This is a genomic window from Xylophilus sp., from assembly GCA_009914555.1.
Classification (GTDB): Bacteria; Pseudomonadota; Gammaproteobacteria; order Burkholderiales; family Burkholderiaceae_C; genus WNDY01.
Genome location: WNDY01000013.1, coordinates 56,944 through 83,015 on the forward strand (window position 1 = coordinate 56,944; position 26,072 = coordinate 83,015).

The 26,072-nt window shown below is 68.7% G+C and carries 26 protein-coding genes and 1 pseudogene; 12 read left to right on the forward strand and 15 right to left on the reverse strand.

Translation table 11 applies throughout. The features are described 5' to 3' along the window. Positions 1-18: 18 nt before the first annotated feature. The 7 genes from GAK38_RS08790 to cyoA form a co-directional block, all read right to left on the reverse strand. Entirely contained in the window at positions 19-561 is a 543-nt protein-coding gene (locus GAK38_RS08790; protein WP_325343307.1) for a response regulator transcription factor, read from the reverse strand. Beyond that, complete coding sequence (locus tag GAK38_RS08795; protein ID WP_325343309.1) at positions 558-1,940, reverse strand: ATP-binding protein; 1,383 nt, start codon at positions 1,938-1,940, stop codon at positions 558-560. Before GAK38_RS08795 ends, GAK38_RS08790 begins: the two co-directional genes overlap by 4 nt. Positions 1,941-1,948: 8 nt before the next feature. Then, on the reverse strand, positions 1,949-2,716 hold the full coding sequence (locus GAK38_RS08800; protein WP_325343311.1) for an SURF1 family protein: 768 nt from the start codon (positions 2,714-2,716) through the stop codon (positions 1,949-1,951). Further along, the gene (gene cyoD / locus GAK38_RS08805) at positions 2,713-3,135 is read right to left on the reverse strand and encodes a cytochrome o ubiquinol oxidase subunit IV (protein WP_325343313.1); all 423 of its coding nucleotides are present in this window, start codon (positions 3,133-3,135) and stop codon (positions 2,713-2,715) included. Before cyoD ends, GAK38_RS08800 begins: the two co-directional genes overlap by 4 nt. Continuing rightward, a complete protein-coding gene (gene cyoC, locus GAK38_RS08810; protein WP_325343315.1) occupies positions 3,135-3,788 on the reverse strand; it encodes a cytochrome o ubiquinol oxidase subunit III in 654 nt (217 codons plus the stop codon). The genes cyoD and cyoC overlap by 1 nt, the downstream gene beginning before the upstream one ends. Next, on the reverse strand, positions 3,781-5,787 hold the full coding sequence (cyoB, locus tag GAK38_RS08815) for a cytochrome o ubiquinol oxidase subunit I (protein WP_325343317.1): 2,007 nt from the start codon (positions 5,785-5,787) through the stop codon (positions 3,781-3,783). Before cyoB ends, cyoC begins: the two co-directional genes overlap by 8 nt. Before the next feature lie 100 nt (positions 5,788-5,887). Next, positions 5,888-6,859, reverse strand: coding sequence for a ubiquinol oxidase subunit II (cyoA, locus tag GAK38_RS08820; protein ID WP_325343319.1), 972 nt, complete (start codon positions 6,857-6,859; stop codon positions 5,888-5,890). Positions 6,860-7,048: 189 nt separating this feature from the next. On the opposite strand from cyoA, the gene GAK38_RS08825 reads away from it, so the two are divergent. Next, the gene (locus GAK38_RS08825; protein ID WP_325343321.1) at positions 7,049-8,413 is read left to right on the forward strand and encodes an MFS transporter; all 1,365 of its coding nucleotides are present in this window, start codon (positions 7,049-7,051) and stop codon (positions 8,411-8,413) included. Between the two features lie 132 nt (positions 8,414-8,545). Here GAK38_RS08825 and bioB read toward each other — a convergent pair whose 3' ends face one another. Next, positions 8,546-9,640, reverse strand: a complete 1,095-nt coding sequence (gene bioB, locus GAK38_RS08830) for a biotin synthase BioB (RefSeq protein ID WP_443089180.1) — start codon at positions 9,638-9,640, stop codon at positions 8,546-8,548. A 695-nt stretch (positions 9,641-10,335) separates the two neighbouring features. Beyond that, positions 10,336-11,052, reverse strand: a complete 717-nt coding sequence (gene rpiA, locus GAK38_RS08835; protein ID WP_325343325.1) for a ribose-5-phosphate isomerase RpiA — start codon at positions 11,050-11,052, stop codon at positions 10,336-10,338. Positions 11,053-11,100: 48 nt separating this feature from the next. Between rpiA and GAK38_RS08840 the strand changes: the two genes are divergently transcribed. The 3 genes and pseudogenes from GAK38_RS08840 to GAK38_RS08850 form a co-directional block, all read left to right on the forward strand. Beyond that, a complete protein-coding gene (locus tag GAK38_RS08840; protein ID WP_325343327.1) occupies positions 11,101-12,153 on the forward strand; it encodes a quinone-dependent dihydroorotate dehydrogenase in 1,053 nt (350 codons plus the stop codon). Between the two features lie 35 nt (positions 12,154-12,188). Then, complete coding sequence (locus GAK38_RS08845) at positions 12,189-12,335, forward strand: hypothetical protein (protein WP_325343328.1); 147 nt, start codon at positions 12,189-12,191, stop codon at positions 12,333-12,335. A 15-nt stretch (positions 12,336-12,350) separates the two neighbouring features. After that, positions 12,351-12,623, forward strand: a pseudogene (locus GAK38_RS08850) (NUDIX domain-containing protein); the annotation flags it as partial. 50 nt (positions 12,624-12,673) lie between these two features. Here GAK38_RS08850 and GAK38_RS08855 read toward each other — a convergent pair. The 3 genes from GAK38_RS08855 to GAK38_RS08865 are packed head-to-tail and all read right to left on the reverse strand — an operon-like array spanning position 12,674 to position 13,756. Next, the gene (locus GAK38_RS08855) at positions 12,674-13,024 is read right to left on the reverse strand and encodes a hypothetical protein (protein ID WP_325343330.1); all 351 of its coding nucleotides are present in this window, start codon (positions 13,022-13,024) and stop codon (positions 12,674-12,676) included. Continuing rightward, positions 13,021-13,416, reverse strand: coding sequence for a phage holin family protein (locus GAK38_RS08860; RefSeq protein ID WP_325343331.1), 396 nt, complete (start codon positions 13,414-13,416; stop codon positions 13,021-13,023). Before GAK38_RS08860 ends, GAK38_RS08855 begins: the two co-directional genes overlap by 4 nt. Before the next feature lie 34 nt (positions 13,417-13,450). Then, on the reverse strand, positions 13,451-13,756 hold the full coding sequence (locus tag GAK38_RS08865; RefSeq protein WP_325343333.1) for a DUF883 family protein: 306 nt from the start codon (positions 13,754-13,756) through the stop codon (positions 13,451-13,453). A 203-nt stretch (positions 13,757-13,959) separates the two neighbouring features. Here GAK38_RS08865 and GAK38_RS08870 point away from each other — a divergent pair, with 203 nt between their 5' ends. Next, positions 13,960-14,835 carry an EamA family transporter gene (locus GAK38_RS08870; RefSeq protein WP_325343335.1) on the forward strand — a complete coding sequence of 292 codons (876 nt, stop codon included), beginning with the start codon at positions 13,960-13,962 and terminating at the stop codon, positions 14,833-14,835. Here GAK38_RS08870 and GAK38_RS08875 read toward each other — a convergent pair. Together GAK38_RS08875 and GAK38_RS08880 are read right to left on the reverse strand one after the other, a co-directional pair. Next, complete coding sequence (locus GAK38_RS08875) at positions 14,832-15,935, reverse strand: NAD(P)/FAD-dependent oxidoreductase (protein ID WP_325343337.1); 1,104 nt, start codon at positions 15,933-15,935, stop codon at positions 14,832-14,834. The genes GAK38_RS08870 and GAK38_RS08875 overlap by 4 nt on opposite strands. A gap of 85 nt (positions 15,936-16,020) precedes the next feature. Then, positions 16,021-19,074 carry a bifunctional diguanylate cyclase/phosphodiesterase gene (locus GAK38_RS08880; protein WP_325343339.1) on the reverse strand — a complete coding sequence of 1,018 codons (3,054 nt, stop codon included), beginning with the start codon at positions 19,072-19,074 and terminating at the stop codon, positions 16,021-16,023. 198 nt (positions 19,075-19,272) lie between these two features. Here GAK38_RS08880 and GAK38_RS08885 point away from each other — a divergent pair, with 198 nt between their 5' ends. The 5 genes from GAK38_RS08885 to GAK38_RS08905 all read left to right on the forward strand — a co-directional run bounded on the left by GAK38_RS08885 (position 19,273) and on the right by GAK38_RS08905 (position 22,862). Beyond that, positions 19,273-20,733, forward strand: a complete 1,461-nt coding sequence (locus GAK38_RS08885; RefSeq protein WP_325343341.1) for a protein adenylyltransferase SelO — start codon at positions 19,273-19,275, stop codon at positions 20,731-20,733. Next, entirely contained in the window at positions 20,730-21,152 is a 423-nt protein-coding gene (gene msrB / locus GAK38_RS08890) for a peptide-methionine (R)-S-oxide reductase MsrB (protein ID WP_325343342.1), read from the forward strand. Before GAK38_RS08885 ends, msrB begins: the two co-directional genes overlap by 4 nt. A gap of 32 nt (positions 21,153-21,184) precedes the next feature. Beyond that, a complete protein-coding gene (locus tag GAK38_RS08895) occupies positions 21,185-21,730 on the forward strand; it encodes a septation protein A (protein ID WP_325343344.1) in 546 nt (181 codons plus the stop codon). After that, a complete protein-coding gene (locus GAK38_RS08900; protein ID WP_325343345.1) occupies positions 21,727-21,999 on the forward strand; it encodes a BolA family protein in 273 nt (90 codons plus the stop codon). The genes GAK38_RS08895 and GAK38_RS08900 overlap by 4 nt, the downstream gene beginning before the upstream one ends. An 80-nt stretch (positions 22,000-22,079) precedes the next feature. After that, a complete protein-coding gene (locus GAK38_RS08905; RefSeq protein ID WP_325343346.1) occupies positions 22,080-22,862 on the forward strand; it encodes a peptidylprolyl isomerase in 783 nt (260 codons plus the stop codon). Positions 22,863-23,178: 316 nt separating this feature from the next. Here the strand turns inward: GAK38_RS08905 and GAK38_RS08915 are convergent, their stop codons facing one another. Further along, positions 23,179-23,742 (reverse strand): TetR/AcrR family transcriptional regulator, encoded by a 564-nt coding sequence (locus GAK38_RS08915; protein ID WP_325343347.1) that lies wholly within the window; start codon positions 23,740-23,742, stop codon positions 23,179-23,181. Positions 23,743-23,873: 131 nt separating this feature from the next. Between GAK38_RS08915 and GAK38_RS08920 the strand changes: the two genes are divergently transcribed. Beyond that, entirely contained in the window at positions 23,874-25,304 is a 1,431-nt protein-coding gene (locus GAK38_RS08920; protein WP_325343349.1) for an NAD(P)/FAD-dependent oxidoreductase, read from the forward strand. A gap of 108 nt (positions 25,305-25,412) precedes the next feature. Beyond that, complete coding sequence (locus GAK38_RS08925) at positions 25,413-25,931, forward strand: NAD(P)/FAD-dependent oxidoreductase (protein WP_325343351.1); 519 nt, start codon at positions 25,413-25,415, stop codon at positions 25,929-25,931. The last annotated feature ends 141 nt before the right edge of the window (positions 25,932-26,072 follow it).

Below are 26,072 nucleotides of genomic sequence, written 5' to 3' on the forward strand. Positions count from 1 at the left end.
GTGTACGTGGCCGCCCGCCTATTTCACCCTCTGCTTTTCGAGCTTGCGCGCCAGCGTGCGGCGGTGCATGCCGAGCCGCCGGGCGGCTTCGGAGATGTTGAAGCCGGTCTGCGCCAGCGTCTCGTGGATGTGCTCCCACTCCAGCGTCTTGATCGAGGTGGCCCGCTCGGTCAGCTCGACCTCGGCATCGCCCTCGCGGCGGTCGAAGGCGGCCTCGATGTCGTCGGTATTCGACGGCTTGGCCAGGTAGTAGCAGGCACCGAGCTTGATGGCCTCGACCGCGGTGGCGATGCTGGCGTCGCCGGTCAGCACGACGATGAGCATCTTCGGATCGTGCGCATGCAGCCCCTGCACGCAGGCCAGACCCGAGTCGCCGCCGGCCAGCTTCAGGTCGACCACGGCGCGGCCGAAGGTGTGCGTGCCCAGCAGCGCTTCCACCTCGCCGAGGCTGGCCGCCTGGGCCACCGTGTAGCCGCGCCGTTCGAACGAGCGGGCCAGCGTACGGCCGAACGCGGCGTCGTCCTCCACGATGAGCAGTTGCCGGTCGTGCGGGCTGGTCATGGCGTGCCGCCTCCTTGCGGGTCGTCGTCTTCTGCGGTGTCCTCGTCGTCCAGGCTGATCGCGGCCAGCGGCAGCCGCACGGTCACCAGCGCGCCGCCGCCGATGCGGTTGGAGGCTGCCAGGCTGCCGCCCAGCGTGCGGGCCACGTTGACCGAAAGGAACAGGCCCAGCCCGCCGCCTGGGCAGCCCTTGGTGGACTGGTAGGGCTTGCCCAGGTTGGCCAGCATCTGCGGCGCGAAGCCCGGCCCGTCGTCGGTGACCATCAGGACGAGGTCGCTGCCGTCGCGCAGCACCGAGAGCTCGACCCGGCTGCGCGAGGCATCGAGCGCATTGTCCAGCACGTTGCAGACCATCTGCTGCAGTGCGGAATCGGACACGATGGGCCAGTCCTCGCCGAAGCTGCGGCGGTAGCGCAGGTCGGCGGGGCGGCGGGTCTGCTCCCACTGCGCGACGAGGTCGTCGAGGAAATCGGCCAGCGTGGTCTGGACCGGCGCCTCGCCGCGCGCCTCGCCGGCCGACAGCAGGATGCCGCCGACGATGTTCTTGCAGCGCTCCAGCTGGATCTGCATCTCGCCGATTTCCTGCAGCAGTTCGGCCGAGCCGGTGAACGGCTCCATGCGCCGCCAGTCGCCCAGGATGACCGAGAGCGTCGCCAGCGGCGTGCCCAGTTCGTGCGCCGCGCCGGAGGCCAGCAGGCCCATGCGCACGATGTGCTCCTCCTCGGCCGCGCGCTGACGCAGGTCGGCCAGGAAGGCGTCGCGCTCGCGCAGGTTGCGGCTGATGCGGGTGACGAAGCTCACCAGCAGCGCCGCGTTGATCACGAAGCACAGCAGCACGCCCTGCAGGTACAGGCTGCCGGGGCCCTTTTCCAGGTGCAGCTCCAGCGGCAGCGGTATGTAGGTGCGGGTCAGCGCGATGAAGCTGGCGCAGGTGATCGCGAACAGCGCCCATACGGCCGGGCCGGTGAGCAGCACCGCGCCCAGCATGGTCTGCACGAGGTAGAGGTAGATGAACGGATTGTTGACCCCGCCGCTGAAGTACAGCTGCGCCGTGAGGCCGGCCATGTCCACCAGCAGCGCCACCAGCAGTTCGCCGTGGTGCACCGTGTCGCGGCGGCGCAGGTGCTGCCACATGGCGAGGTTGACAGCGGCCAGGCCGGCGACGACGGCGGCCATGGGTGCCAGCGGCAGGTCGATGCGGAAGACGAGGTAGACCACCGCGATGGTGACGATCTGGCCGGCCACGGCCAGCCAGCGCAGCACCACCAATTGCTGCATGTTTTTGAAGTCGGTGGCCTGGTCGGCCTGCGCAATGCCGCCGTCGAGCCGTGGCGGCATGGCCGGCGCACCATCGCGGGCGGCTGGCGCCTCGGTCTGCATGGCGGCCGTCAGCCCTGGACGGGCATGCGTTCCTGCCGCAGCAGCCACCAGCCGGCAAGGGCCGTCATCAGCGCCAGGCCGAACCAGGTCGCCGCGTAGGCCAGGTGGTTGTTGTAGAACGAAAGCACGGTCAGGCCGGGCACCGGCCATTGCGCGGTGCGCGGCTGGCCGTCCGGCCACTGGGCGTCGATGAAGAACGGCGCCACGTTCCGCAGGCCGCGGGCGGCGGCGATGGCCGGCACGTCGCGCGAATGCCAGCGGTTTTCCTCGGGCGAATTCTTGCGCAGGAACCCACCGTGCGGCTCCGACAGGCGCAGCAGGCCGGTCACCGTGGTTTCCCCTTGGGGCGGCGCGGCTTCCCGGTTGTCCTGCGCGCGCCGCTCGGGCGGCACGAAGCCGCGATTGACCAGCACCGTCGTGCCGTCGGCACGCACCATCGGCGTCAGGACCCAGAAGCCGGCGCCGAGTTCGGTGGTCGCCTGGACGAATGTCTCGCGGTCGTTGAGGAAGCGGCCGATGATGCGCACGCGGCGGTATTCGTCGCGCCCCGCGTTCACGTCCTTCCACTGCGACGGCGGTGGGATGTCCGCCGGCGGCGCCGTCACCCGCTCGGTCACGCGGGCGATCAGCTCCAGCTTCCAGCTGCGGCGCTGGAGCTGCCAGGAGCCGAGCGCGACGAAGACCACGACCAGCAGCAGCGCCGTCCCGCCGATGAGCAGGCGGCGCGCGCGTCCCCCGCCCTGCCGCGGTGGCAGCGGAACGGGGCCGGCCGTCAATGCTCGTGGCCCGCCTCTTGGGCGGCCGGATGCGGGTGCTGCGGCATCATGTTGGTGTTCATGTGGAACATGACCCACAGCGTGCCTGCGATGCCGATGGCGACGAAGACGATGGTGAAGATGGTGGACAGCAGGGTCCAGCCGCCCTCGACCTTGCCGTTCATGTGCAGGAAGTACACCATGTGCACCAGGATCTGCACCACGGCGAAGCCGCCGAGCACCAGCACGCCGACCGTGCGATCGGCGATGGTGTGGGACATGACCAGCCAGAACGGGATGGCGGTCAGCACCACCGACAGGATGAAGCCGATCACGTACTCGCGCAGGCTGCTGTGCGGGCCCACGTCGCCGTGGTGGTCGTCATGATGGTCGTGGTGGCCTGCGCCGTGCGCAGGGACGTGGACGTCGTGCGCGCTCATCACAGCACTCCCATGAGGTAGACGAAGGTGAAAACGCCGATCCAGACAACGTCCAGGAAGTGCCAGAACATCGACAGGCACATCAGGCGGCGCTTGTTCTCGTGGATCAGGCCATGCTTGGAGATCTGCACGATCAGCGTGACCAGCCAGATCGAGCCGAAGGTCACGTGCAGGCCGTGGGTGCCCACCAGCGTGAAGAAGGCCGACATGGCGGCGCTGCTCTGCGGGCCGGCGCCCTCGTGGATCAGGTGGTGGAACTCGTAGAGCTCGACGCCCAGGAACGCCAGGCCGAAGATGCCGGTGACGATGAGCCAGCCGATCGTGCCGCCAACCTTGTTCTGCTGCTTTTGCAGCATGGCAAAGCCGAAGGTGATGGACGACAGCAGCAGGAAGGCCGTGTTGAGGGCCACCAGGTTCAGGTCGAACAGCTCGGCGCCGCCGGGGCCGCCGGCATGGTTGCGGCCGAGCACGCCCCAGGTCGCGAAAAGCGCCGCGAAGATGAGGCAGTCGCTCATCAGGTAGAGCCAGAAGCCCAAGGCGGTGCCATTCTCGGGATGCGGCTCGTGCTCCAGGTGGTAGACGCGGGCGGTACCCGTGGCGTCGGCGCCGCGGGCACCCGCCAGGGCGGAGGGATGGACAGCGATATCAGACATGGCGGGCCAGCAGTTGGGTGCGCGCGTTCTCGGTGGCGATCACTTCGGACGCCGGGATGTGGAAGTCGCGCTTGTAGTTGAAGGTATGGACGATGGCGGTGATCACGATCGCGGCGAACGACACGATCGCCAGCGGCCACATGTGCCAGATCAGTGCGAAGCCCCAGACCAGCGAGATCGCCGAGATGATTGCGCCGGACGCCGTGTTCAGCGGCATGTGGATGTCCCTGAAGCCGGCCAGCGGGCGCTGGTAGCCGTGCTTCTTCATGTCCCACCAGGCATCGACTTCGTGCACCACCGGGGTGAAGGCGAAGTTGTACTGCGGCGGCGGCGACGAGGTGGCCCACTCCAGCGTGCGGCCATCCCACGGGTCGCCGGTCACGTCGCGCAGTTCCTCGCGCTTGAGGAAGCTCACGAAGATGCAGATCAGGAAGCTGGCGATGCCGATGGCCACGAGGCCGGCGCCGAAGGCGGCGACCACGAAGTACGGCTGCAGCGATGCATCGTCGAAGTGGTTGACGCGGCGGGTCACGCCCATCAGGCCCAGCACGTACAGCGGCGTGAAGGCGACCCAGTAGCCGGCCAGCCAGAACCAGAAGGACATGCGGCCCCAGAAATCGTTCAGGCGGAAGCCGAAGGCCTTGGGAAACCAGTAGGTCATGCCGGCGAACAGGCCGAACACCACGCCGCCGATGATCACGTTGTGGAAGTGGGCGATCAGGAACAGGCTGTTGTGCAGCACGAAGTCGGCCGCCGGCACGGCCAGCAGCACGCCGGTCATGCCGCCGACGGTGAAGGTGACCATGAAGCCCACGGTCCACAGCATCGGCACCTCGAAGCGGATGCGGCCGCGGTATATGGTGAACAGCCAGTTGAAGATCTTCGCGCCGGTCGGGATCGAGATGATCATCGTGGTGATCCCGAAGAACGAGTTCACGCTGGCTCCCGAGCCCATGGTGAAGAAGTGGTGCAGCCAGACCAGGTACGACAGGATCGTGATGCAGACCGTGGCGTAGACCATGGAGGTGTAGCCGAACAGGCGCTTGCGGCTGTAGGTAGCCGTCACTTCCGAGAAGATGCCGAAGGCCGGCAGCACGAGGATGTAGACCTCGGGATGGCCCCAGATCCAGATCAGGTTCACGTACAGCATGGGGTTGCCGCCCAGCGAGTTCGTGAAGAAGTTCGTGCCGACGTAGCGGTCGAGCGACATCAGCACCAGGGCCGCGGTCAGCACCGGGAACGAAGCCACGATCAGCGCGTTGGTGCACAGCGAGGTCCAGGTGAAGATCGGCATCTTCATCATGTCCATGCCGGGCGCGCGCATCTTGACGATGGTGACCAGCAGGTTGATGCCCGACAGCGTCGTGCCCACGCCCGCTATCTGCAGCGCCCAGATGTAGTAGTCCAGCCCCACGCCCGGATCCTGGTTGCCCAGGTTGGACAGCGCCAGCCAGCCGGAGGTGGAAAACTCGCCCAGGAACAGCGAGATCATCACGAGGATGGCGCCCGCGGTGGTCATCCAGAAGCTGAAGTTGTTGAGGAACGGGAAGGCCACGTCGCGCGCGCCGATCTGCAGCGGCACGACGTAGTTCATGAGCCCGGTGACCAGCGGCATCGCCACGAAGAAGATCATGATCACGCCGTGGGCGGTGAAGATCTGGTCGTAGTGGTGCGGCGGCAGGTAGCCCAGGTTGTCGCCGAAGGCGATGGCCTGCTGGAGGCGCATCATGATGGCGTCGGAGAAGCCGCGCAGCAGCATCACGATGCCCAGCACCATGTACATGATGCCGATCTTCTTGTGGTCGATGCTGCAGAACCAGTCGCGCCACAACGGGCCGATCAGCTTGAAGCGCAGCAGAACGGCCAGCAGGGCGAGGCCGCCGAGCGCCACGGCGATGAAGGTGACGAGCACGATGGGCTCGTGCGCCATGGGAATCGAGTCCCAGGTGATGCGCCCTAGCAGCCAGTGCGCGGGCTCGGAGTTGTGTACAACGGACATGGCAGGTCAGTTCAAAGGGGCGCGGCCACCGGGGAATGGCAGGACGCCCGAGGGTGCAGATGCGGTGGGGTCAGGACGGCGAACGAGTCGCAGCCCATCATCAGTTCAACAGGGTCTCGACCGGCGACGACGAGGTGCAGATCGACTGCGCCATCACCGTCGTGAGCGCCTCCTGGCGCGCCTTGGCTGCGGCGCGGCCGCGGGCGGCATCGGCGGCCATGACATCGTGCATGCAGGGCTTGCTCTCTTCCACGCACAGGTTGACCACGCGCTTGAACAGGCCGTCCTCCACGGAGGCGAAGCGCTCCACGGGATTGCGCTCGCTCGGCTTGGCCAGCTCGATATAGGCGTTGCGGTCGAGCGCCTTGCCGGCCCTGGCCTCGGCGACCCACTTGTCGAAGTCCGCGTCGCTCACGCCCAGGAACCTGAAGTGCATGCCGGCGAAGCCCGCGCCGCTGTAGTGGGCCGAGATGCCCTTGAACTCGCCCGGCTTGTTGATCACCGCGTTCAGCTCGGTCGTCATGCCCGGCATCGTGTAGATCATGCCGGCCAGGTCGGGCACGTAGAACGCGTTCATCGTGGTGCTGGAGGTGAACGTGAAGTGGATCGGGCGATCCACCGGTGCGGCCAGTTCGTTGACTGTTGCGATGCCCTGCTCCGGCAGCACGAACAGCCACTTCCAGTCCAGCGACACGACCTGCACTTCTAGCGGCCTGACGTTCTCGGGCAGCGGCTTGCCTTCGGCGATGCGGTCCAGCGGACGGTACGGGTCCAGCTTGTGGGTCGCGATCCAGGTGATGGAGCCCAGCGCGATGATGATCATCAGCGGCACGGACCAGATCACCAGTTCGAGCTTGGTGGAATGGTGCCACTCGGGGTTGTACTCCGCCTTGTCGTTGGACTGGCGGTAGCGCCAGGCGAACACCAGCGTGAGGACGATCACCGGGATGATGATGATCAGCATCAGCAGCGTGGCGATGATGACGAGACGGCCCTGCTGGGCGGCGATGTCTCCGGCTGGATGGAGCACGACAGTGTTGCAGCCGGCCAGCACGAGAGCGCCGGCGGCCATCAGCAACGCTCGGCACGGAGTCTTGAGTGAGGACAAACCCAGAGGCATGGAATGCGTTTATAGGGATGGAAGGGATTGCTTGCGCGCGGCAAATGTAGTCGGATTATCCTCCTACGGCGATTGGACGTTTTGTCCCACGCCGGTAGACCACCAGGGTATCCAAAGCTCAGGAGAAGGAGATCTGTCCGTATGACAACACTTGCCACCCACCTGCCTGACCACCTCCCGACCAGCCCCGAGATCTCGTCCCCCTTCCTTCCCCGCGGCACGGTGCCGCCGCATTCCGAGGTCGCCCCGGGCGACATCGCGGTCGGCGTGATCATCGGGCGGGCCTCGGAATACTTCGACTTCTTCGTCTACGGCATCGCGTCCGCGCTCATCTTTCCCGCAGTCTTCTTCCCCTTCGCGCAGCCGCTCCAGGCCACGCTCTATGCCTTCATCATCTTCTCGTTCGCCTTCCTGACCCGGCCGATCGGCACTGCGGTCTTCATGGCGATCGAGCGGCGCTGGGGCCGCGGCACCAAGCTGACCGCCTCGCTGTTCCTGCTGGGCACGGCCACGGCCGGCATCGCCTTCCTGCCCGGCCACGGGCAGATCGGCGTCTGGTCCATCGTGCTGCTGGCGGCCTTCCGGCTGGTGCAGGGCCTCGCGCTCGGTGGCACCTGGGACGGCCTGCCCTCGCTGCTGGCGCTGAACGCCCCGCCCCACAAGCGCGGCTGGTATGCGATGCTGGGCCAGTTGGGCGCGCCGCTGGGCTTCGTGATCGCGGCCGCCCTGTTCGCCTACCTCTACAGCCAGCTGTCGTTCGACGACCTGCATGCCTGGGGCTGGCGCTATCCGTTCTTCGTGGCCTTCGCGCTGAACGTGGTGGCCCTGTTCGCCCGCCTGCGGCTGGTGGTCACGCACGAATACGACCAGCAGCTCGGCGAACGCGAGCTGACGGCAGAGCCGGTGCACACGGTGCTGCAGGCCCAGGGCTCCAACGTGCTGATCGGCGCCTTCGCGGCCCTGGCCAGCTACGCCCTCTTCCACATCGTCACGATCTTCCCGCTGTCGTGGATCCAGTTGTACTCGGGCCAGTCGCTCTCGGGCGTGCTGTCGGTGCAGATCGTGGGCGCGGTGCTCGCCGCGGGCGCGGTGGTGGTGTCGGGCCTGCTGGCCGACAAGATCGGCCGGCGCAGCACGCTGGGCATCTTCGCCGTGCTGATCGCCCTGTTCAGCTTCGTCGCGCCTGTGCTGCTCGATGCCGGCCAGGCCGGCCAGCATGCCTTCATCATCGCGGGCTTCGTGCTGCTGGGCCTGTCGTACGGCCAGTCGACCGGCGCGGTCACCTCGAACTTCGAGCCGCGCCTGCGCTATACCGGCGCAGCCTTCACCGTCGACATCGCCTGGCTGATCGGCGCGGCCTTCGCCCCGCTGGTGGCGCTGGGCCTGTCGTCGCACTACGGGCTCTGGGCCGTGGGTGCCTACCTGCTGTCGGGCGCGGCCGCCACGCTGATCGCGCTGCGGATCAACCGCAACCGTCAGCCGGTGGTCAGGGACACCGACGACTGATACCCCTGCCCCTGAATGCACAAGGCCCGCCCCCAGTGCGGGCCTTGTGCATTTGAGGCGGGGAGTATGCGGCCACCGGTCGGCGCACGGCATGTCCGCCCGCAGGCGCTGCAGCCTGCGCCTGCCAGGGCTTCATGCGCAGCGGTGGTCTGCGTGGTCGTGGGAATGATGATGGAGGTGGTCGTCCGGCTGGGCCACCGCATGCCGCGTGGCCAACCCGAGCTTGCGCAGCAGTTGCACGTCGGCATCCACGTCGGGGTTGCCGGTGACCAGCAGCTTGTCGCCATAGAAGATCGAGTTGGCACCCGCCAGGAAGCACAGCGCCTGCACCGCCTCGCCCATCTGCTGGCGGCCGGCCGACAGGCGCACGCGCGCCTTCGGCATGGTGATCCGGGCCACCGCGATCACGCGCACGAAGTCCAGCGGATCGATCGGCGGCGCATCGGCCAGCGGCGTGCCGGGCACGCGCACGAGGCTGTTGATCGGAACCGATTCAGGGTATGGGTTCAGGTTGGTCAGCTGCGCGATCAGGCCGGCGCGGTGCACCGGCGCCTCACCCATGCCCACGATGCCGCCGCAGCACACGCTGATGCCGGCCGCGCGCACGTGCGAAAGCGTGTCCAGCCGGTCCTGGTAGGTGCGGGTGTCGACGATCTCGCCGTAGTAGTCGGGCGCGGTGTCGAGGTTGTGATTGTAGTAGTCCAGACCGGCGTCCTTGAGCGCGACCGCCTGGTGCTCCTGGAGCATGCCCAGCGTGGCGCAGGACTGCAGGCCCAGGCCCTTGACCGCGCGGATCAGCTCGGCCACCTTCTCGACGTCGCGGTCCTTGGGCGCGCGCCAGGCCGCGCCCATGCAGAAGCGCGAGGCCCCGGCGTCCTTGGCCGCCTGGGCGGCGCGGGTGACCTCCTCCACGGACATGAGCTTCTGCGCCTTCACGCCGGTGTCGAACTCCGAGGACTGCGGGCAGTAGCCGCAGTTCTCGGGACAGCCGCCGGTCTTGACCGACAGCAGCGTGGCCAGCTCGATGTCGCCCGCAGGGAAATGCGCGCGGTGCACGGTCTGCGCCTGAAACAGCAGGTCGTTGAACGGCTTGTCCAGCAGGGCCTGGACGGCTTCCACCGTCCAGGGGCCCGGGGGTGCAGCCGGCTTCCTGGCCGGACGGTGCAGGGTTACCGCATGGGCGGCGGCGGCGCTGGCGTGTTCCGCGGGGAGGTCATTCATACCCATCTATGCAAACTCCAGTGTGACTTGGTCGACAGACAGCGATTCTCCCCTGCCCGCGACGATCCTGCCGCAATCCCGGCCAGTGGCCTGCGCCGCGATCGGGCCCCCGGGGGAAGGCGAAGACTCCGCCCTCGGCCACCCAGCGCAGCAGGGCCAAGTGGTCGCGCGCTGCCAGCCTTGCGCCGGGTGCCTAGAGCAGTTCGCGGCCATGCGCGTGGGCGATATCGCCGCCGTCGAACAGCGCGACCAGCGGACCGGCATCCAGCAGGGCGATCCTCATCCGCCGCATCCTCGTCGCCGGGACGTCCAGGCCACGCCCTGCCTTTTGGCGTCCTGGCAAGCCAGCCAATCCCGGGCAGCCGCATCGTGCCGGGCGTGCAGCTTGCGGCGCAGGCGGTCGCCCGCTGCACCGGCCGGCTCCGCTGCCACCGGCGCCCTGTCCGCCTCCAGGGGGCCGGGTGCCGGCTCTGCGACGATGGGCGGCAGGCTTTCCGCCTGCACCTGCAGCAGTTAGTTCGTAGCGATTCCTGCGCCCCAGGGCACGCTGCACCGCGTCCACGATGAACTGCGACTTCGTGATGCCCCGCCGCCGCGCGGCCCGCTCCGGTGCCTGCGCCAATACGGAGTCGCCGGCGCCATATACCCCCACAGGTAATTTCTCCTGGCGCCCGCCGTCCCTACGCTTCCAGGATATACCCCTAGAAAATCAAGGTCTGGACGCCCTGCGCCGTGCCCAGCAGGCAGACGGCCGCCTTCTGGTGCGCGAACACGCCGACCGTGACCACGCCGGGCCACTGGTTCACTTCGGATTCGAAGGCCAGCGGCTCGATGATCGACAGGCCGCGCACGTCGAGGATGTGCTGGCCATTGTCGGTCGCCAGCGGCGTGCCGTCGGCTTTCAGGCGCAGCGTAGCCGTGCCGCCCAGCGCCTTGAACTGTGCCGTGATGCGGCGCGCGGCCATCGGGATCACCTCCACCGGCAGCGGGAAGGCGCCCAGCGTGGTGACCTGCTTGGAGGCGTCGGCGATGCAGATGAAGCGGTCGGCCAGCGCTGCCACGATCTTCTCGCGCGTGAGCGCGGCGCCGCCGCCCTTGACCATGTAGCCGCGGCCGTCGATCTCGTCGGCGCCGTCGATGTAGACGCCCAGGTGGTCGACCTCGTCCGCATCGACCACGCGGATGCCCGCGGCCTCGAGGCGCTCGGTGCTGGCGGCGGAACTGGAGACGGCACCGGCTATTCTGGCCTTGACGGTGGCCAGCGCGTCGATGAACTTGTTGACCGTGGAGCCGGTACCCACGCCGACGATCCGGCCGGGCTCGACGTACTGCAGCGCGGCCTGGCCGACGAGGGCCTTGAGTTCGTCCTGGCTCAGGTTGGCGGACGGGGCGTCAGCGGAGGAAGGGGTGGGGGTCATGGGCGAGAATTGGAGGGTTTGCTCCGGATTATCCCCGCCCGTTCTGCCATGCCGCTCGTTCCCTATGCCCTCGCCCGCCCGCTGCTGTTCCGCCTCGACCCCGAGACGGCGCACGAACACACGCTCGACATGCTGGCCCGCGGCGCCGGCACGCCGCTGCAATGGGCCTGGTGCGGCGAGACGGTCGGCGACCCGATCGAACTGGCCGGACTGACCTTCCCCAACCGCGTCGGCCTGGCCGCCGGGCTGGACAAGAACGCCCGCTGCATCGACGGCCTGGCCGCCATGGGCTTCGGCTTCGTCGAGGTCGGCACCGTCACGCCCCGGCCGCAGCCGGGCAACCCCAAGCCGCGCATGTTCCGCCTGCCCGATGCCCGCGCGCTCATCAACCGCCTGGGCTTCAACAACGATGGGCTCGACGCCTTCGTCGCCAACGTGCAGCGTGCCGCCGTGCGCCGGACGCCGCGCAGACCGCTGCTGCTGGGCCTGAACATTGGCAAGAACGCAGCCACGCCGATCGAGGACGCCACGGCCGACTACCTGCGCGCGCTCGACGGCGTGTACCCGTATGCCGACTACGTGACGGTCAACATCAGTTCGCCCAACACCAGGAACCTGCGCGCGCTGCAGGGCGACGAGGCGCTCGATGCGCTGCTGGGCGCCGTGGCCGCGCGCCGCGGCGAACTCGCCGCCCGGCATGGCCGCCGCGTGCCCGTGTTCGTGAAGATCGCGCCCGACCTCGACGGGGACCAGGTCGGCGTGATCGCCGCCACGCTGCGCCGCCACGGCATGGACGGCGTGGTCGCCACCAACACCACCATCGCCCGCGACGCGGTACGCGGCCTGGCGCATGCCGAGGAAACCGGCGGCCTCTCCGGCGCGCCGGTGCGCGAGGCCAGCAACCGCGTGATCGCGCTGCTGCGTGCCGCGCTGGGCAAGGACTTTCCGATCATCGGCGTGGGCGGCATCCTGAGTGCTGCCGACGCGGTCGAGAAGATCCGCGCCGGTGCCGACGTGGTGCAGATCTACACCGGCCTGATCTACGAAGGCCCGGCGCTGGTGAGCCAGGCGGCCCGGGCGATCAAGACGCTGCGCGGCTGACGGAACTTCCCCCCCCCTGCGAAGGAAGCAATGCAATGACGGCGACCACGTACGATGGACAGGCGGTTTCACCGGACCCGCCTTTTGGCGCTTCCATCGTGGTCTACCGCAAGAGCCCGAGCGGCATCGAGTTTCTGCTCCTGCATCGTGCGCACCAAGGTCCAGACTACGAAGGGGAATAGGCATGGACACCTCCGGCTGGCGCGCGCTGGCCGGGCGAAGATCCTGAACACGGTGCGCGGCGGGAACTCCGAGAAGAAACTGGCCTGCTCCTTCCGCTGCGGCGGACAGAGTTCGGCTCGGCCCGCTGGCAGGTCTATATGGCTCAAGCCGTCGAGGATGCGGTGGTCACGCTCGATGCGGAGCATGATCGCCATGTTTGGCTCTCGGCTGCGGATGCCGCCCGCCGCTGCCGCCCGATGGAGGTGGCAAAACAGATCCTGGCCGTGCACGGAAGTCTGGCCGAGTAATCAGGCAGAAGACAAACGGCCCGCGGATCGCGGGCCGTTTTCACCGGCGGTCAGCGGCGGCGCAGCCGCAGGAGAACCGGCAGGAGTATACGCCCCCAGCGTACGATTTTCCATGGCACCAGGGTGATACCCCCGCCTGTTACGGCGGCAGTCAGGGCCGGATAGCGTCGCACGATGCGCAACACGCGGCCGAGCACCGCTTGCGGGCCGCTGCCTTCGGCCGCACGGGCCTGGGCTGCGGCCAGCGCCAGGGCGCGTTCCTCGGCCCGCTCGTCGCGCAGACGCTTGCGCTGCGCCGCGATGCGGTCCAGCACCGCCTGCTCGGCGGGCGTGGGCACGAAGCCGGCCAGCGCGCCGGCGGGTGTCGCGGCCTCGGGCGGGGTGGGTCGATCGACGCTCATAGCGTCCCCTTCACCGCCTGCCAGTCCCGCTGCAGCTCGCGCCGCGTCAGGATGAAGGCATGCCGCGCGCGGCGGCCGATGGCGACCACGCCGGCCAGCACCGCGGCCCAGGCCACGAGCCAGGCCAGCGCGACCAGCCAGGCGGCGAGCCGGCGGCTGGGCGTGTCCCAGTAGTGCACGACGATGGCGAACGACAGCGCGGTCAACGCCACCACCGTGAGTCCGGCGAGCAGCACGCCGAGCACGACGAGGTATTGCAGGCGCTTCTTCTCGGCCTGCCATTCGAGGCTGGCGAGTTCGAGGCGGTCCTCGGCGGCGATGGCGCCTTCGATGACCCACTTGTGCCCACGCGCGACCAGGCCGTCGAGGCCGAGCAATCGGAGCAGGCTCATGTGTCGGTCTCCTTTGCAGGCACCGCGCCGGCGATCAGCGGCGGCCCAGGAGGAAGCCCACGACCGCGCCGGCGGCCAGCGCCGCGCCGGCCACGCGCCAAGGCTCGTCGTGGGCGTACTCGTCGGCCGCACGGGCGGCCTCGCGGGCCTGCTGCGCCGCCTCCTGCGCCAGCCGCACGGCCGAGTTCTGTGCAGCCTGTGCGCCTTCTTCCAGGCGCTTGCGCACGGCCTTGATCTCTGGCACGTCGTCGAAGCTCTTGTCCGCCAGCAGTCCGCGCAGATCGTTCACCAGCGATTCGAGCTCGGCCTGGACTTCGGTGACCTTGGGGGTTGCAGCCATTGGATTCCTTCCTTTCCGTGATGTGAGGAGTGACAGGGCCTGAGCATCTTACGCGCGGGCCTCGGAGTGAACGCAAAAAATTGCCTTCACGCTTCCCCGCTACGCGAAGCCGGCTGCGGCGACCGGACACGCCGGCTCGCAGCCGCATAAGCAAGCACACTCGCCGCAGTTGCAATCCAGGATCGGAATGGAACACTCGCACCATGAAAGTCCGCCATCTGCTGCTTTGCGTGCTGGTCACCGCGATCTGGGGCGCCAACTTTTCGGTCATCAAGCTCGGACTGCAGTCGATGGATGCCTTCGTGCTGGCCGGCGTGCGCTTCACGCTCTGCGCACTGCCGGCCGTCTTCGTGCTGCGCCGCCCGCGCGTGCCGCCGGGCTACCTCGCCGGCTACGGGCTGCTGTTCGGCGTGGGGCTGTGGGGCGTGGTGAACCTCGGCATCCAGGCCGGCGCGTCGGCCGGCATCGCGTCGCTGGTGCTGCAGCTCAGTGCCTTCTTCACCATCCTGCTCGGCGCGGCGGTCTTTCGCGAGCCCGTTTCGCGCTGGCAGTACGCAGGCATCGCGGTCGCCTTGGCCGGCCTGGGCTGCACCATCGGCATCGCCGACGGCTCGGCAAGTCCGGCGGGGCTGGCGCTGGTGGTTGCGGGCGCGCTGTCATGGGCGGCGGCCAACGTGCTGATCAAGCGTTCGGGCACGCAGGAAGTGCTGGCCTTCGTGGTCTGGTCCAGCCTGTTTGCGCCGCTGCCGCTGTTCGCCCTAGCGCTGGCGCAGCACGGCCCGGACGTGTTCGCCGCGACCTGGCACCGGCTGGATACGGTCACCGTCGCCTCGATCCTGTTCCAGGCCTATCCGACCACGCTGTTCGGCTACTGGATCTGGAACGCGATGCTGCGGCGCTACCCGGTGTCGGTGGTCGCGCCGCTGTCGCTGCTGGTGCCGGTGTTCGGCCTGGCCGGCTCCGCCCTGGTGTTCGGTGAACGCATTGGCGGCCTCAAACTGGCGGCGGCCGGGCTGATCGTGCTGGAACTGGCGGTCGGCCTCTACGGCCGGCAGACAGCGGCCGCGCTGCGGCGCTAGCCGGCAGCCAGCGCCGCCACCCGCTCCCCGATCGCCAGCGCACTGGTCAAGCCCGGCGACTCGATGCCGAACAGGTTCATCAGCCCCGGCACGCCGTGCTCCGCCGGCCCCTGGATGACGAAGTCGCACGCCGGCTCGCCCGGCCCCTGGATCTTGGGCCGGATGCCGGCGTAGCCTGGCCGCAGCGCCCCGTCGGGCAGGGCGGGCCAGTAGCGGCGCACCTCGGCATAAAAGGCGTCGCCGCGCGCCGGGTCGACGACGAGGTCGGCCGGGCTGTCGACCCACTGCACGTCGAGCCCGAACCGGGCCTGCCCGCCCAGATCGAGCGTGAGGTGCACGCCCAGGCCGGCGGCCTCGGGCACGGAGTAGATCAGGCGCGAGAACGGCGCGCGGCCGGCCAGCGTGAAATAGCTGCCCTTGGCATAGTGCGACGGCGGCACGTGGGCCGCGTCGAGCCCGGCGATGGACCGCGCCAGGGCCTGCGCACCCAGGCCGGCGGCGTTGACGAGGGTGCGCGCCAGCAGTTCGGTGCCGCCGCCGGTGCGCAGCAGGACGCCGTCGGCCGTGGCCTCGCCCCCCAGCCCCGGCGTGTGCAGCGCGACCCAGCCGCCGGCGCTCTCGACGTCGCCCTGCAGGGCGCGCATGAGGCCATGGCTGTCGACGATGCCGGTGTCGGGCGAGAGCAGCGCTGCGGTGCACGCCAGCGCCGGCTCCAGCGCCTGCGCTTCGGCGGCCGTGAGCCGGCGCAGGCCCGCGACCCCGTTGGCGGCCGCATGGGCGACGATGGCGTCGAGCGCGCCCTCCTGCGCCGCGCCGGTGGCCACGATGAGCTTGCCGCAGCGGCGGTGCGGCACGTCGCGCTCGGCCGCATAGGCGTAGAGCAGTTCGCGGCCGCGCACGCACAGCCGGGCCTTGAGCGAGCCCTGCGGGTAATAGAGGCCGGCGTGGATGACCTCGCTGTTGCGCGAACTGGTGCCGGTGCCGATGGCGCCGGCCGCCTCCAGCACGATCACCTCGCGGCCCTGCCGCGCCAGCGCGCGGGCGATGGCCAGGCCGACCACGCCGGCACCGGCAACCACCGCATCGACGTGTTCCGTCATGGCATCCCTCCTGACATCCGTTTCATACTCCCCCTCCAATCATCACCTTGTGCTTTACTGACAGGCGCTTGCATGCCATACTCCCTCATGTCGCAATATCGACCGTGACGCCGCCCGCGGCGCCCGGCACGTAGGCTGCGAGCATGTCGGCCGGCGGCGCCGGCCGGCCGAACAGGTAGCCCTGGAAGGCGCGGCAACCGTGCTCGCGCAGGAAAACATGCTGCCCCTCGTTTTCGACGCCTTCGGCCACGACCTGCAGGTCCAGGCTCTGCGCCAGCGCGAGGATGGTGCGCACGATGGCCGCATCGTTGGCGTCGGTCAGCACGTCGCGCACGAACGACTGGTCGATCTTGAGCTGGTCCAGCGGCAGCCGCTTGAGGTAGGACAGCGACGAATAGCCGGTGCCGAAGTCGTCGAGCGAGAAGCCCACGCCCCGGTCCTTGAGCTGGCCCATCTTGGCGACCGCGTCCTCGATGTCGCCGAGCAGCAGGCTCTCAGTCAGCTCCAGCTTGAGCCGCTGCGGCGTGGCGCCGCTGCGCGCCAGCGTGTCGGCGACCTCGGCGACGAAGTCGCTCTGGCGGAACTGGCGCGCGCTCACGTTGACGGCGATGAAAAAGCCGCGCGTGGCTGGCTGGGCGGCCCACAGCACCAGCTGCGCGCAGGCCGATTCCAGCACCCAGCGGCCGATCGGCAGGATCAGCCCGGTCTGCTCGGCCAGCGGGATGAAGTCGCCCGGCGACACCATGCCGCGCGCCGGATGCAGCCAGCGCAGCAGCGCCTCGGCGCCCAGCAGGCGCTGCTGTGCATCGACCACCGGCTGGTAGTAGAGCCGCAGCTCGCCGTTGGCCAGCGCATGGCGCAGGTCGGTCTCCAGCGCCGAGCGGGACGAGACAGCGGTCTGCATGTCCGGATGGAAGACGATGATGGTGTTGCGCCCGGCGGCCTTGGCCTGGTACATGGCGAGGTCGGCGCGCTTGAGCGCCTCGTCCACGCCCTGCACGCGGCTGCCGCCGAAGAGCGTGACGCCGATGCTCGGCGTACTGTGGTGCTCGTAGCCGTCGAGCACATAGGGATGGTTGAGCGCGTCGAGCACCTTGCGCGCGACAATGCGGGCGCGGCCCTCGGCAGCAGCCTCGTCGGCGCCGAGGTTCTCCATCATCACCACGAACTCGTCGCCGCCCAGGCGCGCCACGGTGTCGCCGGTGCGAACGCAGGTCACGAGCCGGTTGGCCACGCGTTCCAGCAGCGAGTCGCCGACGTCGTGGCCCAGGGTGTCGTTCAAGTCCTTGAAGTTGTCGAGGTCGATGAACAGCAACGCGCCGTGCTGGTGGCTTTCGAGGCTGCGCCCGAGCGCACCGTGCAGGCGGTCGTGCAGTAGCCGGCGGTTGGGCAGGCCGGTGAGCGCGTCGTAGAAGGCCAGGCGCTCGATCTCGTCCTCGGCCCGCTTGCGCTCGGTGATGTTGCGGCCGACGCCGCGGTAGCCGCGGAAGACGCCGTGCGCATCGAAGATCGGCGCGCCGCTGAGCGACACCCAGTGGATCGTGCCGTCGGGCTCCATGCGCTGGAGCTCGAAGTCGTGGAAAGTCTCGCGCGCGTCGAGCACGGCGCGGTGGCGCTCCCAGTCGGACTCGGTCATGTTGATCGCGCCGAGGTCCCAGCGCGTGAGGCCGATGTCGGACTGCCGCGGCGTGCCGGCATGGCGGCCGGCATAACCCTCGAAGCGCACGAAGCGGTACTGGTCGTCCAGCTCCCAGTACCAGTCGGAGGACAGCTCGGTCAGGCTGCGAAAGCGCGCCTCGCTCTCGCGCAGGGCCTCCTCGGCGCGGCGGCGCTCGGTCACGTCCATCTGCGCGCCGACCATGCGCACGGGCTCGCCGTCATCGCCGCGCTCCATCACCTTGCCGCGGTCGAGCACCCAGATCCAGTAGCCGCGTTTGTGGCGCAGGTGGGCGTCGAGCCGGCGGTGCAGCTCGCCCCGGTCATCCGGATGCACCTGGGCCAGCCAGTTGCGCACCAGCGGCTCCAACTCGTCGCGGCCGTAGCCCAGCATGGCGTACCAGCGCTCGTTGAAGATGATGCGGCCGCTCGGCAGGTCCCAGTCCCACAGGCCCACGTCGGCGCCGGTCAGCGTGAGCTCCAGGCGCTCGGCATCGCGCCGGCGCTCGGCGTCGCGCTGCATCTCGGCGCGCTCGCGCTCGCTGCGCGCCCGCTGTGCCACGTAGAGCGCCAGCGCGCCCACGGCCGCGCCCAGCAGGCACAGCAGCGCATAGATGCTGACCCGCGCCAGCCAGGGCCGGTCGATGGACGCATAGGGCCGCCCGACGGCGACCACCATCGGCTGGTGCAGCCGGATCTGCATCGAATGCATGGTGCGCAGCGCGACCAGGCCGCCCGGTCCCTGCGTGGAGGTGACGGACCGGCCACTGCGCAGGTGGGCATCGAGCAGGCCCACCATCTCGTCGGGCGACGACGCGTCAGCCGATGGCGGCATCCGCATGAAGAGGGCGCCGCTGCCGTGGATCAGCTCGGCATGCATGTCCGGCGCATAGAGAATGGAGCGCAGCACCACCTCGGCATAGGTCTGGTCGAGCGAGGCCGACACCACGCCGACGAAGCGGTCGCCGTCCATGATGGCGCGCGCCGCATTCATCGTGAACACGCCCAGGTCGGTGCGGAAAGGCTGCGACAGGTAGAGCACGCTGCCGTCGCGGTGGGCGCGCGGCGTGGTGAAGAATTCGCGCATGGCCACGTTGCGCCCCACCAGCTCTCCGCGGCTGGCGGCCCACACCGTGCCGTCGGCGTCGGTGATCAGCATGGTGCGCACGCCGGGCAGCGAGGCCACCCAGGCCATCAGGCGCCGGGTGGCGGCCTCCGCATGGGCGCTGCGCGCCGCCGCGGGCACGCCGAACTCGTCGCGCAGGCTGCCCAGCGCGCCGTGGATACCGTCGAGCTGGCGGGCGAAGTTGTCGTCCACCACGCGGGCCTGGGCGGCCAAGCGCTCGCGCTCGGCCTCGAACGCGCGGCCGCGTTCCTGGACCAGCACGTGGCCGAGGGCCACGAGGATCAGCGCGAGCATGCAGCCGTAGACGGCCCATTCCCAGCGCCTGCGGCGTGCCGCGCGGCTGCCTTCGGGCTTCATGCAGCCGCCCGCAGTGCGCACGCGGGCCGCGGGCTGCGGAAGACTTCGTGTCGAGGGGAGCGCTGCTGGGTCATGTCGCCTTTGTACGCCGTTCCATGCACAGTGGAACAGCGGTTGTCGTCCATCCAAATTATAGAAAGCCGCCGGCCGCAGCCCCTGCGATTACAAGGGCCGGCGCCGCTGCGAGACAATCCTCACATGACCGACGCCACCGACACCGGCCTGCGCTGGAACAACCGTTTCGCGGCGCTGGGCCCGGCCTTTTCCACCACGCTGCGGCCGACGCCGCTGCCGGCACCCTACTGGGTCGGCACCAGCCCGCCGGCTGCGGCGCTGCTCGGGCTCGACCGCGGGGGCTGGTTCGGCTCCGACGCCAGCCTCCAGGCGCTGACCGGCAACCTGCCGATCGCGGGCAGCCATCCGCTGGCCTCGGTCTACAGCGGCCACCAGTTCGGCGTCTGGGCCGGCCAGCTCGGCGACGGCCGCGCCATCCTGCTCGGCGAGACGGCCGGCGGCTGGGAGGTGCAGCTCAAGGGCGCCGGGCGCACGCCGTATTCGCGCATGGGCGACGGCCGCGCGGTGCTGCGCTCGTCGATCCGCGAATTCCTCGCGAGCGAGGCCGTCGCCGGCCTGGGCATTCCCACCACCCGCGCGCTCTGCGTGACCGGCTCGGACGCGCCGGTCTACCGCGAGGAAGCGGAGACCGCCGCCGTGGTCACGCGGGTGGCGCAGAGCTTCATCCGCTTCGGCCACTTCGAGCATTTCGCGGCGCGCGACGACCTCGCCTCGCTGCGCACGCTGGCCGACTATGTGGTCGACCGCTACTACCCCGATTGCCGCGCCACGCCGCGCTACGGTGGCAACGCCTACGCCGCGCTGCTCGAAGCCGTGGGCCTTCGCACCGCCGGACTGCTCGCGCAGTGGCAGGCCGTGGGCTTCTGCCACGGCGTGATGAACACCGACAACATGAGCATCCTGGGCCTCACGATCGACTACGGCCCGTTCCAGTTCATGGACGCGTTCAACCCGCGCCACATCTGCAACCACAGCGATACGCAAGGCCGCTATGCCTTCAACCAGCAGCCGCAGGTCGCCTACTGGAACCTGCTGTGCCTGGCGCAGGCGCTGCTGCCGCTGATCGGCGACGAAGAGCATGCCAAGGCCGCGCTCGGTACCTATCCCGACGCCTTCGGCAGCGCGTTCGACGCCCGCATGCGCGACAAGCTCGGCCTGCCCGATGCGGCCGCGGCCGACCGCCCGCTGATCGAATCCACGCTGCGGCTGCTGGCCCAGGGCGCGGTCGACTACACCATCTTCTGGCGCCGGCTCGCCGACTTCGCCGCGGGCGGCGAGCTGGCCGCGGTGCGCGACCTGCACCCCGACCGCGACGCCTTCGACGCCTGGTTCGACACGCAGTACCGCCCGCGCACCGGCGGCCAGCCCGACGCGGCCCGCATCCGCGCGGCCAACCCGCGCTACGTGCTGCGCAACCATCTCGGCGAGGTGGCCATCCGCCGCGCGCGAGAAAAGGACTTCTCCGAGGTCGAGACGTTGCGCCGCCTGCTGGCGTCCCCATATGAGGACCATCCCGGCTTCGAGGACCGCGCCGGATTCCCGCCCGACTGGGCCACTTCCATCGAGATCAGCTGTTCATCATGAGCGACACGCCACCCCCCACGATCCGCAAGACCGATGACGAATGGAAGGCAGTGCTCGCATCCAAGGATGCCGAGCCCCGCGCCTTCGACATCACCCGCCGCGCCGCGACCGAGCGGCCGTGCACCGGCCGCTACGAATCCTTCTGGGCCGACGGCAGCTACCACTGCATCAGCTGCGGCGCCAAGCTGTTCGACTCCGGCACCAAGTTCGACGCCGGCTGCGGCTGGCCGAGCTTCTCGCAGGCCATCCCCGGCGCGATCCGGGAGATCACCGACACCAGCCACGGCATGGTGCGCACCGAAACGGTCTGCGCCCGGTGCGGCGCCCACCTGGGCCATGTGTTCGAGGACGGTCCGGCGCCGACCGGCCTGCGCTACTGCATGAATTCGGCCTCGCTCGAATTCACGTCCGACAAATAGGCCCGGCGGCCGATGCGGTACAACCTCGCCCCATGAAGCTGCTGATCGACTTCTTTCCCATCATTCTTTTCTTCGTCGCGTTCAAGGTAAAGGGCATCTATTTCGCCACCGGCATCGCGATCGCCGCCACCATCGTGCAGATCGTCTACCTGCGCTGGCGCCACGGCAAGGTCGAGCCGATGCAGTGGGTGAGCCTCGGCGTGATCGTGCTGTTCGGCGGCGCCACGCTGCTCGCCCACGACGAGGCCTTCATCAAGTGGAAGCCCACGGTGCTCTATTGGCTCATGGGCGCAGCCCTGCTCGCGGGACAGCTGCTGTTCCGCAAGAACCTGCTGAAGTCGCTCATGGGCTCGCAGCTGGAGCTGCCCGAGGCCGCGTGGCGCACCGTCAACTGGAGCTGGATCGCCTTCTTCGCCGTCATGGGCGCGCTCAACCTCTGGGTCGCCGCGCACGTCGACACCGACGCCTGGGTCAACTTCAAGCTGTTCGGCGGCATGGGGCTGATGTTCCTGTTCGTCGTCGTGCAGGCGCTGTACCTCGGCAGGCACATCCAGCAGCCCGGCAAAGATGCGCCATGACCGGGGCGCTGGACATTACCGCGGCCGCCATCGACCGCCGGCTGCGCGGGACGCTCGATCCGACGCAGCTCGAAGTCATCGACGAAAGCGCCTCCCATGCGGGCCATGCCGGTGCCAACGGCACCGGCTTCGGCACCCATTTCCGCGTGCGGATCGCATCACCATTCTTTACAGGCAGGACGCGCGTGGCCCAGCACCGCCTTGTGTATGATGCCCTGCGCGATTTTCTCGCCCAGGGCGTCCACGCCTTGGCCATCGACGTTCTCTGAGGCATACACCCCTCTCATCCCGTACCGACCGCCCGCCTGCCGCTTCGGCCTCGCCGGTCTTCCCCTTCAGGACAACAACCATGCAGAAAAAGATCTTGTCGGCTCTCGTGGCCGCAGCCGTGATGGGCGCAGCCGTGCCGGCCCTGGCGCAGAACGCCGCCATCGTCAACGGCAAGCCTGTGCCCAGCAGCCGCGTGCAGGTGCTGACCGAGCAGCTCAAGCGCGCCGGCCGCCCGATCACGCCCGAGATCGAGCAGCAGATCAAGGACGAGGTCATCGCCCGCGAGATCTTCATCCAGGAAGCCCAGCGCCGCGGCCTGGACACCACCGCCGACTACAAGGACCAGCTCGAGCTGACCAAACAGACCATCCTGATCCGCGAGCTGTTCGCCGCCGTGCAGAAGGACAACCCGGTCACCGATGCCGAGATCCAGGCCGAGTACGACAAGTTCGCCGCCGCCAACGCCGGCAAGGAATTCAAGGCCCGCCACATCCTCGTGGACAGCGAAGCCAAGGCCACGGACATCATCGCCCGCCTGAAGAAGGGCGGCAAGTTCGACGAGATCGCCAAGAAGGAATCGAAGGACCCGGGATCCGGCGCCAATGGTGGCGACCTCGGCTGGGCCAACCCGGCCAGCTACGTGCCGGAGTTCACCGAGGCGCTGACCAAGCTCAAGAAGGGCCAGACCACCGACGCGCCGGTCAAGAGCCAGTTCGGCTGGCACGTGATCCGCCTGGACGACGTGCGCGAAGCCCAGTTGCCCAAGCTCGAAGAGGTCAAGCCGCAGATCACCCAGCAACTCCAGCAGCAGCGCCTGGCCAAGTTCCAGGACGAACTGCGAGCCAAGGCCAAGGTCGAGTAAGCCGCTTTCCCCAAGCGAAAAAGGACGTGCCCTGCACGTCCTTTTTTCTTGCGTTGACCCGTCCTGCCAGAGACGCAAAACGGGGGGACTGGAACGCACAGAATGCGCCGGCCGAGTGGGTCAACGGCATCCTGAAGACCGGCTTCTGCTGCATCGCCCTGCCGATCTCGCACAGGCCAGGCGCATGGTCGAGCATGCCATGCACATCTGCAACCATGAACGGCCGCATCTGCCGCTGACATGCAAATGCCCGATGTGGTGCAACCGGGCGTCCCTGGCTGGAGTCGCTCCAGCTTTTTCACCGTGTCAAGGCTGTTCAGGACGGGTCAACCGGGCTGGAAAAGACCACCGTCCGGATATCGTCGAAAATCTCGTCCCATTGCTGGTCCGAGACGTCGAGCAAGCCGAAGCCGCGCAGCATGAACAAGCCCTCTGCGGCCAGCATGGCAATGCGGCCGCGCCGCTCCTTGGTGGTGGCCGCTTGCAGGCACGGCGCGAAGATGTCCCGGTACATGCTGCGGATCTCCTCGCGGTAGCCGGGCGCGCGCGCCAGCCCGGCCAGTAGCGCCATCGCCCGCGCAGTGTTCGCGGCCTCCTCTGCCCGGGTGGCTTCCACGTGCACGAGCGCGGGTTTTTCGGGGGTGTCCGCATGGCGCTCCCGGGCTGCGGCCGCATGCTCGTCATAGGCCGCCGTCGAGCGTTCGAACATCGCCCGGATCACCCCGTCCTTGGTGCCGAAGGCGTACAGCACGCCGCCCTTGCTGATCCCGGCCTCGGCGGCGATCGCATCAATCGTCAGGCCCGTGGTGCCTTCCCGCAATACGACGCGGTCGGCGGCATCCAGCAGGGCGCCGCGGTCGATGGTCTGTTTTCGTCCCATACTCCTTCCATTTTTTCAATCCGTCTGGTCGGATATATACTTTCCGCCCACTGGTATGTGTGGCACATCCTGCGCCGGTGCCACCTGATCTGCGAACAGAACTCTCACTTTCTCAAAAGGATGGTCGCCGGATGACCGACAAGTTCAGACGCCAGGTGCTCATCGGCGGGGGCGCGGCGGTTGCGGCCGCCGGTGCGGGCCTGCTCGCCATCTCCAGCAGGGATGCCTCGCTGGTGCCGGGCAAACCGCACGCCCGACGGGTGCAGGGCGACACGGAACTGGTCGATGCAGTGGAGGTCGCGGTGATTGGCGGCGGCATCGTCGGCACCAGTACGGCGCTGTCGCTGGCCGAGCGCGGCGTGTCGGTGGCGCTGTTCGAGAAGGGCGTGATCGCCGGGGAAGCCTCCGGCCGCGCCCACGGTCTGGTCGAGAGCAAGCACCAGGCGGCGATCAAGCAGCCGCTGATCGAACTGTCCAAGCAGCGCTGGCGCAAGCTCAACGAACTGACCGGCGAAGACACAGGCTGGCGCGAACGCGACATCATCCAGTATTTCGAGACCGACGAGAAAGTCCACGAGATTGAGGAGTGGCAAGAGCAGGTCAAGGGCGCCACGGCCCATCTCGGCCGTTTCGCCCATGACGACGACGTCGCCCGCCTGCTGCCCGGGGCCGCGACCTTGTTCAAGGGCGCCTTCTTCGTGCCTGGCGAAGGCATTGCCGAACCGCGGCTGGCGGCTGCGGCTATCGCGCGTGGTGGGCGCCGGCTCGGCGGGAAGATCTACGAGAACACGGCCGTGCGCGGCATCGAGCGCGAAGGCGGTCGCGTCTCGGCGGTGGTCACCGAGCGCGGCACGGTCAAGGCCCGCGCCGTGGTCCTGGCAGGCGGCGTCTGGTCGCCGGTGTTCGCCCGCAGCCTGGGGCTGGATCTGCCGCAGTTCACGGCCTATGCCTCGATCCAGAGTCTGGCGCCTCAACCCGGACTGCCTGACATCGTGGCCACGCTGCCCCGGGTCGGCGTACGCCGCGAGTTCGACGGCGGCTACACCGTCGGTCCCATGCAGGGCATCGCCCCCATCCTGCCGAGCACGGTCCGCGAGGGCCTGCGCCTGCTGCCGGCCATTCGCGCGCAGGGCAGCTACATTAAGGCGCGGCTGTCATGGAGCAATTTCCTGCGCGAGCTCAACACGCCGACGCAGTGGCCGCTGGACCGGCCGAGTCCGTTCGAGGACATCCGCATCCTCCAGCCCCGCGTGCGCGACCCGCTGCTCGATGAGTCCCTGGCCTATCTGAGGAGCGTCCTGCCGAGCTTCGACCAGGCCACGGTCCGCGAGCGCTGGGCCGGCTCGCTGATGACCACGCTGGACAATGCGCCGGTGATCGCGCCGGTCGCGCAGATTCCGGGCCTGATCCTCGGCACCGGCTTTTACTACGGCTTCACGATGGGGCCGGGCGCGGGCGAAGTCCTCGCCGACCTGGCCACCGGCCGCACACCCTCCATCGACCTGGCCCCTTTCCGCTTCGAGCGATTCTCCGACGGAACCCAGCTGGGCTTTCATGCCTGACCGCGCCGGCCACCGCGCCGACCATGACGAGAACAAGATATGACGATTTCCAGACGCACCCTTCTCCAGGGCACAGGCATCGGCGTAGCAGGCGCCGCTGCCGGCGCCGTGGGCGGCATCGCGCTGAATTCCGGACCCGGCTGGCTGCTGGGTTCTGAGCTGCCACGCGCGCTGCACATCGACACCGATACTGACGTCCCCGCCGAAGCCGATGTCGTGGTGGTAGGGGCCGGCATCGCCGGCATTTCCACGGCCCTGTTCCTGCAACGCAAGGGGCTCAAGACGGTCGTGTTCGAGAAAGGCTGCGTGGCCGGCGAACAGTCCAGCCGGGCTTTCGGCTGGATCTACACCAACGGCTGGCACCCCGACAAGCTTGAACTCGCCATCCTCGCCAGGAAGCTTTGGCAGGGCTTTGCCGGGCAGTTCGGCGTCGACGTGGGCTGGCGCCAGAGCGGCAACACCTTCTTCCTCAAGACCGAGCAGGAAGTCGCCGCAGCACAGGACTGGATCGACGAAGCGCGCCGACACTTCCCCCACGACATCGACGCCAAGCTGCTGCGCGGCGCCGAACTCGCGGCCCTGTATCCCGGCGCTGCAGCCAACGGCTACATGTCGCATCCCGGATGATTGCATAAGCGAGAATCGCTATCCACTCTTCATGGCCCGAGCGGTGATGCGAGGATTGATAGAGTCACTGCAATCACCTCCGGAGGTCCAAGCATGCTGATCGCCCTGCACAGGAACGCCCGCACCACGCCCGCCGTGCGT